This is a genomic window from Caminibacter pacificus (assembly GCF_003752135.1).
Taxonomy (GTDB): Bacteria; Campylobacterota; Campylobacteria; order Campylobacterales; family Nautiliaceae; genus Caminibacter; species Caminibacter pacificus.
The window spans coordinates 270,024-284,271 of record NZ_RJVK01000002.1; the positions used below are offsets into that span (position 1 = coordinate 270,024).

Below are 14,248 nucleotides of genomic sequence, written 5' to 3' on the forward strand. Positions count from 1 at the left end.
CTTTTTTGTTATATTCTCCCCAAAAAGAAGGTGCGATGAAAAGACTTTACACTTTTGGTAAATATTTAAAAAAGAAATTCAAAACGAATGTAAAAAAAGTCCCTATTTCAATACCGGGATTTACTTGTCCTAATATTGACGGGACGGTAGCAAGAGGAGGCTGTGTTTTTTGTGAAAACGAAAGTTTTTCACCCAACTTCACAAAAGAAAAATTTACTCTAAATTTGCAATCTCAAGAAAATCCTCTGCTTGAAAAACAGCTGAAATCTTTAGAATTTCAATTTTTTAACACCGTACCTTCTTTAAAAAAATATTACAACGCAAAAAAATTTATTGTATATTTTCAAAGCTTTACAAACACATACGCACCTTTTGAAACCTTAAAAGCTTTATACGAAAAAGCACTCTCTTTTCCTGATGTAATCGGAATAAGTGTAGGCACAAGAACGGACTCGATAACTGATGAAACATTGGAATATCTTAAAAAACTTAGTGAAAAATACGAAGTTTGGGTTGAATACGGTATCCAAACAAGTAACGACGAAACTCTAAAAAAAATTAATAGAGGACATGATTTTCAAAACGTAGTAGAAACTATCACAAAAACCAAAAAATTGGGACTTAACGTTTGCGGTCATCTTATTTTCGGATTCCCGGGAGAAACACAAAAAGATATGCTAAAAAGCGTAGAAGACTCCATAAAACTCAATATCGATTCGATTAAATTTCATCCTTTATACGTTACGGAAAATACACTTTTAGCTCTTGAATACAAAAAAGGAAACTTCACTCCTATAACTGAAGAAGAGTATATCGATACACTCGTAAAATCTATAAAAATGCTGCCTGAAAATATATCTATCCAAAGAATGACTGCAGGTACCGAGAATCTACTTGCTCCTGAGTGGTGTAAATATAAATCTTCACAAATGAGTCATATTCACAAAGCCTTAAAAAAAGCGGGAATAAGGCTTTAGTTTAAATAACATTTCGGAGCTCTTTTTGCTCTTTTGTAAATTGAATCGATAACTCTTGCGTTATTTATCCTCTTCATAAGCTCAATAGCAACTTTCGGAGTTTTCGGAGTATTACATAACATTGCTCTAAAAGCGTAATATAATGCTCTTCTTGGAGCTTTTTTCGAATAAACTTCAGCTTTTGCAAGAAGCAGATATCCGTAATTGGTATCGCCGTTTTTTACATATCTGAGATTTCCGGTCAATAGATACAATAAATAACTTGCTTTCGGATTGTTAGGCATACTTTTTAAAATTCTCAAAGCTTTTTGTTTTTCGTTTTGTGAAATATAAAATTTCGCAAGTTTGATTTTCGCATTTTTTAATCCGGCATTAATCGCTTCATTATAAAGAGAGACGATTTTATTATTATATTTTCCGTTTACGTTTATTTTTTCATATAAAGCGGCAATATTTAAAATAGCCGGCTTATAGCCTTTGTTTATAGCTTTTTGGTAATACTCTTCAGCTTTTTTAGGGTCAAAATCAACATACCAGCCGTTAGCATACACTCTTGCAAGTACCAAATCCGATTGAAGTGAGTCGTCTTTTTCCAATGCATTTAAAGCTTTTTTATAATCTCCGTCAATATATCTCTCAAGAACAGAAGTATAATATAACGCCTCTCCTTTTTTATCCGCTTCTTTTACAAGAGTATCGAGCCATGTTTTTAATTTATCGTAATTACAATGATTTTTATAGAACTTAGAAATATAAAGCTGTGCTTGTCTGTTTTTCATTTGAGCGTAATAATAATTGATAGTTAAAGCTTTATTTTCGTTTTTTAATACGTCGTTATCATAGTTTGCAATTTTTAAGTCTTCACTCGGAATATAAAAAGGCTTTTTCTCTAAAATACAGGCTTGCTTGTAATAATCTATGCTTTTTGTTTTAGGCGTTAAAATTTCTCTTGAATACAAACTTCCAAGATAATTTAAAGCCAAAATATTGCCTTGATTAGCATAATATTCAAGCACTTTTTTATTGTTTTGTATATCTTTATTTTGAATTGACATTTGATATGCCATTTCCACAATTGCCGGTACGAATTTTTTCTCTACCAAATAACTTAAAAGTTCCAAATCCACCCTGTTTTCAAATCTTTTTTCATATTGATAAAGATGCCAGTCGGCTTGAAGTTTATTGATTTTTTCATACCATTTATAAATTTCTTTAGCTTTTTTATATGAGTTCAGATAAAGATATTTTTCATATATTTTTGCAAGTATCAATTTAGATTCGACGTCATTTTTAGATTTTAAATATGAAACCGCTCCTTTTAAATCAAATCCGCTATAGGTTTCAGGAGTAAGTTCGAAAGTATTATCTTCAATATCAAGCCTTATGAGCTGATATAATGCTTTTTTATTTCCGAGTTTATAAGAAATATCATAAGCTTTTTTTACATTTTTTCTTGTAAACAGGTCGTTATACTTATAAATCGTAAGTTTTTTTACGAAAAAATCTTCCGGAGTATCAAACCCGCAAGTAATACATCCGCTATTTAAAAGTTTTTCTTTTGTAATCATTTCATCATATAGATAGTTACCAAGATAATACGCCGCTCTTTTATCTTTATATGCGACATCTTTTAAAATCTCATAACCTTCTTGTTTTTTTCCATTTTTAATATAAAAAATACCAAGCACAACTCCTGCTTGATAATAGCCTTTATCGTATGCTTTTTGTAATAATTTTTCAGCTCTTTGAGGATTATAAAAAGGTGACTCTTGTAAATAATATTTTCCTAAAATAGTTTGAAGTTTCGGATTGTCGGATTTTTGTGCGTAAGCGTTTAATTTATCCAGATAGGCAACTTTTTCTTTGATATTATCAAGACTCTCGACACAAGTCAGATAATTTTCGAAATCTCTTATTCTGAATTTATCAAAAGATACTTTGTCATACCATTTCAAAGCTTCTTTATAATTTTTTTCTCTAAAATAAGAATCGGCAACATACAAAGCCGCATCATTGTAGCCGTTTTTATATGCTATAAGAGCATATTTCCTCTCTATATAAGGCGGTTTGTTTACTTTATTGAAATAAATTAACCTTGCAACTTTATCGGCTGCGTCAGGAAAACCTCTTTTTGCAAATTTATAATATTCCTCATAAGCTTTTTCATAATTTTTGCTTTTATAGTAATTGCTTGCAATTCTTTTGTCCGCACAGCCGACAAAAAAAATAAGCGATACACCGGCTATTAATCCAAATACTCTCATCTTTTCCCCTATTTCCAATAATATCTATAATTAACAAAAATTCTGTATGCGTTTTTTTCACTCAAATAATTGAAAGCATCTCCGCCTAAGAAATACCCGGCTCCGATTTTTAATTTTTGTTTTTTGGTTGTGTTATATTGATATACCAAGTCGATTTCATTTCCGATATCTTTGCTTTTTCCGTTAGTAGGATAAAAATACTTAGTATTGAATTGAACTTTTTTCTTAACGTCTTGACGATAATTATGCAATGAAGCGATTAGTGCGGCTTTCGGATTAAAGTCATATATTCCGTATAAAGAAATAATATGTAAATTTTCAAGTACAGGATTTAAAACGTTTCCGTAGTATCTAAACGAAAAACTTTTATTTAGATAATCGGAGTTGTTCGTTGCAATATACGGCTGAGTAAAATAGTGACTTCCGCTACCGAAAGCATAACTTGCCGCATATGAAAGTTTTTGTGAATACGGAGCTCTAAAGCCGATATCAAAACCATACCCGTCACTTCTGTTGGTTTTGGTATATTTATTTATTTTACCGCCGCTATATCCAACATTTAGCCAATAAAATAGATTTTTTTCAAATCCGTTTAAGTCCACACCCAAAAACGATAGTTTTCTATTTTTAATATACCCGTCATTAGGTTTTGAATGCTCGTAAATATAATAAAAACCTACGTTTTTTCTGTAATAATATTCATAATTCGTATGTAAAATAAAAAAACTCGAATGTTTTAATTTTGATTTTGGAGAGTTATCATCCGTAATCGTTTCGTTATTTATCCTTGTGGCTGCAATCAACTGATAAGTTAAAAGATTGTTTTCATTAAACACCATTATCTCATCAAGAGGCGCATCATACCACCAAGACCTAAAATCTTTTGTTTTTTTACGACCGATTAAGATATTCGCCATATCGCAATTTAAACAATAACTTCTAATATAAAGTTCATTTATATCTAAATAAGCGTCAAAAGAGACATCTCCACTTGAATTTTTTCTGGAAAGAATAATTCTGTCATCAGTAAAAAATTTCCAATTATTCCAAAAGAATTTTTCATATATAATCCCAAGTTTTATATTTTCACTATCTCCATAAAGCCTTGAAGTGTATTTTTGTCCTTGATATAAGTTACCATATACATCCCAATAAAAAATATAATTTGAAACGGATGGATATTTACATGTAAAAATATTATTATTTTTTTGAGTAGAGCTGTTATTATTTTCTGACGTTACTTTTACTACTTTTAATGATATATTATTTTCATTTTTTAAATAGTCTTTAACTTCAATATGTATAGAACTTAAAACTTTTGTTTTATTTACTTCCCACGAATAATTTTTTTTCGTATTACATCCGCATTCACCTTTGCAATATATAAGCCAATTATTCTTTTTTTTGATAGCAACAGGAGTTATATAACTTGCGGATAATTTATTTTTAGGCTTTACAACTTTTACGAAATGTTCTTTATTTTTAGGATACAAAACAATACCCAAATTAGGATTATAAGGGATAATTAACGGATATTTATAATATTTTTTTACTTTTTTAAGATACTCTTTTGCTGCTTTATAGCTTTTGAACGGTTCTATTTTATATTCCACGAATCTCGTATATTGTTTAACAATTCCGTTTGGAAAACGCTTAATAAATTTTTGAGCCGCTTTTTTATCAAATGTCTTAGTACTAAATGCAATAATAGAATACTCTTTTGCAAAAGCAAAAAGAGAAATGATTAATATTAAAATTACCTTTTTCATCAATTCTCCTGCATTAATTCGTGAATTTGTTTTTTGGAAACTTTGTGAAGTCTATATTCGTTTATTAATTTCAAATATTGATCGATATAAGGATTTAAAACTTTTATCATTTTACTTCTTTCGGTTTGATAATATTGATCTAAACTATCCCTAATCCTTTTTAGTCTAATAGATACAAGCTTGCAATCCGGCGAATCTTTTATTAACTGATTTTCTTTTAATAATTTTCGGTAATACGCTTTTTTAGGTTCATTCGCCTTTGCAAAAATATAATGTATCTTTTTTATAATTTTAGGAGTAAAAATAGTAAAATCCTTCAAAGGTAAACTGCAATATTCAAAATAATCTTTAGCACCCGAATGTTTAAATTTATAATTAAAAATTTTCCAAGCACTCTCGATCTTAGCTTTTTTTCTATCATCAATTTTACAAGCCGAACTGTAAATATCATCAACAACTTTATAATTTTTTAATCTATTTAAAGCAATTTCAAAGGCTTTATTTATATCGTTTTTATCTACAGGCACGACATAAGGAATTTGAGAAATATCAATTTTAGCTCTACTATTTCCAAAAATAATACTTTGAGCGATATAACTTATTGCGTTTATATACTCTTTTTTAGTATTTGCTTTTGATAAAAGAAAATATCCATACGAACTCATATCGTTAGGATATAATTGAGAAATACCTCTAATATATTCTTTTTGAGCCATATACTGATTTTTATATTTTGAAACATATAATTTTCCTAACATTTCAGAAACAAAATCGTTATTACACGAAGCGTCAATAAATATTTTTCTCGCTTCATCAACAACTTTTTTACTCATCCTGATTTCATCAATACTTCTCGCTCTAAAAGGATTTCCTATTCCATATAATTTAAACTTACCGTGATTTTTATCGATTTTAGAGGTAAATATATTTAAATCCCCACCGAAATTCGGATAATATTTATTTCTTAATTCATTATCTTTTAGATAAACAGCGGCATTATTCTTAACTACAATACTATAAAAAATATTATCGATTATTTTGTTATCTTCCACAACAGCCGCAGTTGCTTTATGATAAGGATCCCTAGCAAAATTTCTATAAATCATACCGTCAATATTTTTCGTTAAAACTTCAACTCCGTTTTTTGCATTGTATGCTATATAATTATCAAGAACACTGATTCTTAAAGAGTTTCTGATAATTATTCCGTCTATTTTATTACCGATTAAATAATTTTTATAAACAAGAACATCATCACTTTCTTGTATGGAAACTCCCATATAACCATTAATAGCCGATAGATTATCAAAAATATAATTATAATTTGATAATCTATCTAGCATAATTCCGGCCGAATGGTTATTGAAAGAAAAATTTTGAGCGATAATAGTATGATTTACTTGTCTTGAAATAACAATTCCATGAGCATGTTTTGCTTTAGCGGTAATATTTCTCGCAATAATCAAACCTTCGGAATAATCATGAGGGTCAATATTATAAATCAAATTATCATACATCAAATTTCCAATTATTGCCGTATTTTTGGCTTCGGAACAATAAAATCCCATCATATTATCAACCATTGTATTACCTATGTAATATCCTTTTGGTAATCCTCTTTGATTTAAAAAAGTGAATAAATTGTATTTATTTACGATTAAATCTTTAGGAAAATGTAACAAAGCTATTCCGAAAGTAGCCGAAGTTGAATGAAATCCCAATCCTTTAAAATAGTTATTTATAAAATACGTTTTTGAACCGGTAAGTCCGATAAAATATGGTCTAGGTTTTTGAAGTCCTATTAATAACAACTCTTCTTCAGGTATATGTTCTCTTTTATCGTAATTATTATCTTTTAAATTCCACGTTATAAATTTAGAATTTTTTGCGTAAATATCACCATGATACATGATAAAAACAGGTTTCGGGGTAGTTTCTAAAAGAAGGGTTTTATTATTCACTACCAATTTAGCGGTAGGAGAAATATATAGCGGAACTTTTAAAATATAAGTTTTATCGTCAATCTTTTTTAAGATACTAGGATTATGTATTTTCTGATAAAGATAATCAATTGAATAAACACCGTTATAAAGCACCATTACTTTTGTAGAAAGATTATGCTTTCTATAAAATCTATAAAAATCATACAAGTTTACGGTAGGCATAAAAGTGATTTTCGTAATATCAATAAAATCGATTCCATTACCGTAAAATTTAGTAGGAAAGTTTTTTTCTAATATTTGGGGTTTAAATTTAGAGATTATTTTATTGACATTTTTAGGTTTTACCGTTGAAGTTGTAGGGAAAATTACATATTGGTCTTTAAAAGTTACATTGTGTTCAACAATTTTAGGAGTTACGAAATTAAACTTTAAATGGTGTAGTGTATAATTTGCTTCTTTATATGTTTTGTAACATCCTACATAAGAAAGATTATTATCCCAAACAATTCTATCATCCAATAAATTACATTTAACTTCTCTAAAATTAGGATTATCTCTAAAGTTATACGGATAAACAGGAGTAAAAAGTCCTGTTTGTGTCAATATGGAATAACATTTACCCGCATAAAGCGTTATAACCGCTGTTAATAAAACAAATAACTTTTTAGTCATTCTTTTTCACTTTACATTTGATGATAAAAGCATCTTTATAATATTTTTTTACATTATTTAAAACATAACTTTTTGCTTGTTTATAAGAATCAAACGATTCAATTTTAATCTCATAAATTTTTCCGACCTTTACTACTTTTGCATTGGTAAATTTATTTAAAAACTCTTTTGATTTTCTATCGTTAAACGGTCTAGGAGATGAAGCCGCAATTATGCAATACTTATTTTCATACACAACTTCTTGTGTTTCTTGTTGTGTTTGGGGTTCATTATTAGTTTGTACTTCTGCAACTTCTTTTTCTTTTGTTTCTTCTGTTAGAGTTTTTTCATTATTTGTAGTTTCTTGAACGTTTTTTTCTTTCTGAATCTCATTGTTAATTTCATTTGCGTTATTGTCATCAGCTTTAAAATTTTCTTGAGCCTGTTCGTCTTGATTTTGAGATTCAGTTACTTGCTTTTTTTCAGGCTCACTTGAAGTTTGTTTTTCTTCTTTGATTGAATACCAGTCGTATTTATTTAACAAAGTATCGATAGTAATAACGGCACTTGTACTTATTAAATCCGTAGAAGGTTTGTAATTAATTGGTTTTAAAATTACTTTATCGTAATTTCTTGCCTGGTTATAAATATTTTCAAGCGGTCTTGCGTGTTCTTCTACAACGTTATAAGGAAACTCTATTTTTGAAACTCTTGCATAAAATCTATCACCGTTAGGAAGTTGAACTTTCGCAATATCTCCGATTCTTATTTTCACCAAATCTTTATGTAAAACGTTTGCAACTATATAAATTTCATAATTTTTTTCAAGGACGGCAAAAACAGGCTCACCCACATTTCTGAAATCTCCGTTATGAATCATAATTTTAAAAATCGTTCCGTTAAGAGGTGATTTTACAACTTTCACACCTCCGTACATAATATGAGCATACATCAACACTTCGCTCGTATTTACTTCTTGATTTACTTTAAAATCTTTTGCAAACTCTATATATGAAGGAGATGGTGCTCTAATAATTGTCATATTGGCATCAAAAAATGCGTTTTCACTTTTTACGATATAAATTCTTTGGTACATTACGAAAAGTAAAAATAATATTAAAACTATTACGAAAAACCATAAAAGTAATAAGACCAAAATTGATTTTTTCTTATCGACTTTCGGTTTGGTTTCTTTCTTTTCCATAAAATTAGCACGAGTTACCGCATGGATAATATCATCTTCAGTAACAATATCACCAGCTAAATATGCAGAAATAATTTGGTTTAAAATCGCTATTTGCTGAGGAGTAAGCTCTGTAAATCTTGCTCCGACTACCCCATCAGGTCTTTTAGATACGAATTCCAAATGCAGGTTATCAATAACGGTTTCGAAGTCATCGAATTTAAATATCATTTTTGCAACCACATGTTTTTTATTATAAATTTCATCCGGAAGTCCTATAATTCCCACCCCAGAAACAGACCAATCGTAAACTTTATATTTTTTACCTTCTATTTCTATAGTTGCCGGAATTTTATATCTTGCATGCTGTCTCGTTATTTCCGCTTCATGAACTATCTGTTTTGCTTTATCCGTATATTGTGCCATAACTTTCTCCTATAACCAGTTTAAATATGCCCAAAGATCATCAAAATTGATGTTTTGAACTAAAAAATTAATAATAATAATGAAAAACAACAACTGCAATAAAAGCATGGTATTCGAACTAAACCTTTGATACCATGCAATAAATCTGCTACCTGCCGCAAGTTTCGTTTTTTGTCTGGTCCAAGACTGTTTATATAAATGATTCCAAATATAAATTTTTACAAATGAACCAACTATCTGATTGTAATATAAGAAAAACGGCCAACTCGGTAAAATATCTTTTCTGGAAGTTCGGTAAGCAAATGTCATTAATAATCTACTTAACATTACCCACCAAATATAAGCCGCAAAAATATACGCTCCCCAATGTATCGACCCAAATATCGCTATAAATAATCCATAAGGTGAAGTCCACATTGTAAATCGTTGATCCCAAAGAGCGTACCATGCATACCATCCAAGTATTTTTCTCGGTATTTTAAGAGCCCTTTCGTTTGTCCTATATTGGTTACCAAACCATCTTTGCATAAGCATTATAGAACCGATAAAATAATTTTTATGAGGAATTTCTTCAATCGTATAAACTATTACATCCGGTACATAAAGCATATCCCAACCGTTTTTAATAACATAATACCAACTCGACTTATCATCACCCGTTAAGAACTTAAATCTTCCGAGTCTCCAATGTTCGATATAATCGTTTTGTACAGTATTTACAAACTCTCTATCGGCTACGATATTTGCTCTTATCATAGACATACGACCCGTTAATGTCAAAACTCTATTGGAAAGAGCAAGAGACCCCATTGTAACGTTTCTTTGAGCAAATCTTAACCTATACCATCTTCTGTAAATATTAGTCGCTCTATCTTTTCCGTCAAGTCTTGCGTCTTCATCCGTAGTTAAAGCCCCTAAATTATCGTTTAAGCCGAATAATCTTGCAGATTTTTTAATAACTCCTTCACCTAAAATAGAATCCCCATCAACAACGGCAACTACGGATTTATAAAGATTGACAGGAGCGTTTGCCACTACTCTAAATCCTACCGCAAGACCGTCTCTTTTTCCGGTACCTTTAATTCTTGTGATTACGGGTTTGACCCTCTCAGGCGGATTCATCTCTAAAAATATTTTTCTAACAAGTCTCTCTTCAGACATTTCAACAATAGATGCAATCAGCGTAACATCATATCCGCAATTGATAGCCTCTTGAATAGCAGCTCTGTAAACTTCAACTGAAACACTCGTACCGATTCTAAACGTAGTAATCAAAATAAATACATGTTCCGGATCTATTTCACTTCCTGCCTGTTGTTCCTCTTTTCTTATTCTCTTAAATTTAATCTTTCTATAGATTAAAGAACGAGTAATATTCAAGAAAAACCAAGAATATCTCCAAATCCCCACCAGACCCAAAAAGAAAATTAACTGTCTGGCATAAGGATCGAATTCCTTATAAGGAATAAGAAAACCGAGAATTACGACAACAAGGATATAAATCAGAAAAAAAAGAAACGTTTTCACCCTTTTTTCATCCTTTTCCCCTTATTTTTTAAACTATTCTAAAATAGTTCCCTTGTGATATTCTATCCTCGATTGCTGCTACGTCGATAATAATTTTATCTTTATATTTATCAGCTAATCCTTTAAATCGGTTATCTTTATTTCCAATTACTAAAATTTCTGAGCTATCAATTACTTCTTGGAGATTATCGGTGAGTCTTTCATTGATATGATGAAGTTCGGTTTCTAAAAATTCTTTTGCAGCCCCCTCTTCTCTTGCTTTAACTACATTTTCGTCAAAAATTTTAACAAAATATCCTTTACCAATCAATGTCTCAGTAAGCTCAAGTATCGGAGATTCTCTTAAATCATCGGTTCCGGCTTTAAAACTAAGACCTAAAATACCGACTTTTTTCTTTCTTAAAGGTTTAATAAAATGATTAAAAACTCTTTTAATTTGATATTCGTTACTTTCCATTAAAGAGTTTAAAAGAGGTGTTTTTTCATCAACTTCTTTAGCTTTATAAGTTAAAGCCTTAACATCTTTTGGTAAACAACTACCTCCGAACGCAAATCCCGGAGTTAAATAATAACAAGAAATATTAAGCTTTCTATCGGCACAAAAGATTTTCATCACTTTATGAGAATCAATTCCGAGTCTTGAACAAATCATACCTATTTCGTTACCGAAAGTAACTTTTACGGCATGCCAAGAATTATCAGCATATTTAACCATTTCCGCAGTTTCTATTTCCGTTTTGAAAAGAGGTGCTTCGTTTGTATCTATAAAAGAGTACAACTCTTCCAAAGTATTTGCAGTTTTTTCGTCACTTGCACCGATAACTGTTTTTGGAGGATGATAAAAGTCCCAAATTGCCGTACTTTCTCTTAAAAATTCAGGATTTGAAGCATATCCAAAATCAACACCTACTTTTTTACCTGAATTTTCTTCAATAATCGGAATTACAACACCTTTTCCCGTACCAGGTAAAACGGTGCTTCTCATAACTACGATATGAAAATCTTTTTTATCTTTTAAGACTTCACCTATTGATTTTGCCGCTTCTTTGATATATTTTAAATCGATACTTCCGTTTTCTCTTGAAGGAGTACCTACAGCAATAAAAGTAATATCACTATTTTCGATAGCTTCTTTAAGATTGGTTGTAGCTCTAAGTCTACCTTCTTTTACGTTTTTTTCAATTAAAACGTCAAGGTCTTTTTCCACTATAGGAGATTTTCCTTCGTTAATTAATTCCACTTTCGTTTTATCGATATCCATACCGATAACTTGATGCCCTTCGTTAGCTAACGCTGCGCTACATACGGCACCGACATACCCAAGTCCCACTACTGATATTCTCATGTTAATCCTTTACGGTTAATTTTTTAAATAATACTTTTGCACAACCATCGTCTTGCAAATAGACGCCGGCTTTAAAATAGTTGTAATATTTCCCCCAATAACCGACATCCATATTCACCTTTTCCACACCGTTAACAAAAATCTTCAAGACATTTTTATAAACCGATATTTTAACATCAAAAAACGATTTTGGCATAACTCCCAAATCAATCTTTTGATAGCGACTGAAAATATCGTCCCCCAATCTTATTATCGCCCAAATATGGCTCCTTTTTCCTTTTAGCTTTTTATACCAAACCACTCTTAAAAGAGGTTTGTTTATAGTAGGCATATTTTTTAAAGTACTATCCGCATGTATTTGTAAAAAAGTAAACTCTTTTTTTTCATCAAGCGGAAAAAGTTTAACTTCCGCTTCCATTTCTTTTTTATTTTCAGTGCCTACTTTCCATATGTTTTTAAACCTAAGCTCGCTTCTATTATGATTACCACACATATAAAAAACCATATATTTTCTATCTTGCAGATAAAAATACTTATTTGAATAATCTGCAAAATCCCCGTATTTTCTACTATATAAAGGGTTGAAAGAACTCTTGGGCGCTTGAAGTTTGGAAATTTCAAGGACCGGTTTAAACTTATCCAAAGAATACGGAGAATCGTGAGCTAATAACAACGTTGTAAAAAAGAAAAAAATTACCTTCTTAAATTCTGCCATAATCATCCTCGATTCTTACTATATCGTCTTCACTTAAATATTCACCCACTTGCACTTCGATTATTTCAAGAGGTATTTTGCCCGGATTTGCAAGTCTGTGAATTTCCCCTATCGGAATATAAGTGGATTCGTTCGGTCTTAAAAGAAATGTTTTATCTCCAATAGTAACTTCAGCAATTCCGCTTACTACCACCCAGTGTTCGCTTCTATGAAAATGTTTTTGTAACGAGAGTCTTTTACCCGGATTTACCGTAATAATTTTTACTTTAAAATTCGGTGCGTCTTCTAGATTTATGTATTTACCCCAAGGTCTATAAACCGTTCTTCCGAATTTTACAACTTCGGGATTGATTTTTTTCAAAACTTTTACAATATCTTTTACTTTTTGCCCGTTACCTCTTTTTGTTACTAATAAAGCGGTAGGAGTATCAACTATTATCATATCGTCTATATCGTTTATCGCAATTTGTTTTTTATATCTTCCGAAAACCAAGTTATTTTTAGAATTTAATGCTAATAGTTTTTCATTTTTAGTATTTCCGTTTTCATCTTTTGGTAAAACTTCGTATAAAGCGTCAAAGTCTCCTACGTCTTTCCAATCGATATCCGATTTTACCATTTTAATTTTTTTACTATGTTCCATTACGGCATAATCTATACTCTCGTCTCTAATCTCAAGCATATCCTCTTTTTTAATTCTCATAAAATCGCGTTTTTTAATATGTTTACACGCATTTTTAACCGCTTCATAAATATCCGGAGCATATTTTTTAAGTTCATTCAAATATACTCCCGCTTTAAACATAAACATTCCGCTATTCCAATAATAATTACCTTCTTCAAGATACTTTTTAGCCGTCTTTTCATCCGGCTTTTCTTTAAAAGACTCCACATCACAAATATCGTTATTACAATTTTTTACTTTTATATATCCGTATCCGGTTTTAGGAGCGTTAGGAGTAATACCAAAAGTAATCAAATACCCTTTTTTCGCTTCTTCATATGCTGCTTTAATAGCTTTTTCATAGTGTTCGTCATCTTTTATCAAATGATCCGATGGTGTTACGAACAGAACTTCTTCTTCATCGACACTAAAGGCCGCAAAAGCGATAGAAGCGGCGGTATTTCTTCCTATAGGTTCGATAATAGAGATATAATCTTCAAGCTTAATTTCATCTAATTGATCCAAAGCCATAAAATATTGATTTTCATTTGAAACTAAAACAAATTTATTGCTATATTTTCTATTTCTCTCAACAGTGAGTTGAAAAAGAGATTTTCCATCAAACATTTTTAAAAATTGTTTCGGCAAATTTTCTCTACTTACAGGCCAAAGTCTTGTCCCGCTCCCCCCACACAATATAACATTTGTCATTTTCATCCCCATTTTTTTTATATAATTATAACTCTTTTCGGAATTTAACACAAAATTAATGATACAAAAATGA

9 protein-coding genes are annotated in these 14,248 nt (G+C 30.4%); 1 reads left to right on the forward strand and 8 read right to left on the reverse strand.

Annotation, left to right across the window (positions count from 1 at the left end; genetic code table 11):
* Positions 1–35: 35 nt before the first annotated feature.
* Positions 36–977: a tRNA modification radical SAM protein MnmL/YtqA gene (gene mnmL / locus EDC58_RS05165; protein WP_123352444.1), complete on the forward strand. Its 942-nt coding sequence runs from the start codon at positions 36–38 to the stop codon at positions 975–977.
* Here mnmL and EDC58_RS05170 read toward each other — a convergent pair.
* From EDC58_RS05170 to EDC58_RS05205, 8 genes are read right to left on the reverse strand one after another with little or no spacing between them, the layout of a single operon-like run.
* Positions 974–3,241, reverse strand: a complete 2,268-nt coding sequence (locus EDC58_RS05170) for a tetratricopeptide repeat protein (RefSeq protein WP_123352445.1) — start codon at positions 3,239–3,241, stop codon at positions 974–976. The two genes, mnmL and EDC58_RS05170, sit on opposite strands and share 4 nt — an antisense overlap.
* A gap of 8 nt (positions 3,242–3,249) precedes the next feature.
* Positions 3,250–5,010 (reverse strand): alginate export family protein, encoded by a 1,761-nt coding sequence (locus EDC58_RS05175; RefSeq protein ID WP_123352446.1) that lies wholly within the window; start codon positions 5,008–5,010, stop codon positions 3,250–3,252.
* On the reverse strand, positions 5,010–7,625 hold the full coding sequence (locus EDC58_RS05180; protein ID WP_123352447.1) for a NosD domain-containing protein: 2,616 nt from the start codon (positions 7,623–7,625) through the stop codon (positions 5,010–5,012). Before EDC58_RS05180 ends, EDC58_RS05175 begins: the two co-directional genes overlap by 1 nt.
* The gene (locus EDC58_RS05185) at positions 7,618–9,213 is read right to left on the reverse strand and encodes a PilZ domain-containing protein (protein WP_123352448.1); all 1,596 of its coding nucleotides are present in this window, start codon (positions 9,211–9,213) and stop codon (positions 7,618–7,620) included. The genes EDC58_RS05180 and EDC58_RS05185 overlap by 8 nt, the downstream gene beginning before the upstream one ends.
* Before the next feature lie 9 nt (positions 9,214–9,222).
* Complete coding sequence (locus EDC58_RS05190) at positions 9,223–10,740, reverse strand: glycosyltransferase (RefSeq protein ID WP_123352449.1); 1,518 nt, start codon at positions 10,738–10,740, stop codon at positions 9,223–9,225.
* Positions 10,741–10,768: 28 nt separating this feature from the next.
* Complete coding sequence (locus EDC58_RS05195) at positions 10,769–12,085, reverse strand: UDP-glucose dehydrogenase family protein (protein ID WP_123352450.1); 1,317 nt, start codon at positions 12,083–12,085, stop codon at positions 10,769–10,771.
* Position 12,086: 1 nt separating this feature from the next.
* Complete coding sequence (locus EDC58_RS05200) at positions 12,087–12,800, reverse strand: polysaccharide lyase family 7 protein (RefSeq protein ID WP_235823180.1); 714 nt, start codon at positions 12,798–12,800, stop codon at positions 12,087–12,089.
* Positions 12,787–14,175: a mannose-1-phosphate guanylyltransferase/mannose-6-phosphate isomerase gene (locus EDC58_RS05205; protein WP_123352452.1), complete on the reverse strand. Its 1,389-nt coding sequence runs from the start codon at positions 14,173–14,175 to the stop codon at positions 12,787–12,789. The genes EDC58_RS05200 and EDC58_RS05205 overlap by 14 nt, the downstream gene beginning before the upstream one ends.
* Positions 14,176–14,248: the final 73 nt, after the last annotated feature.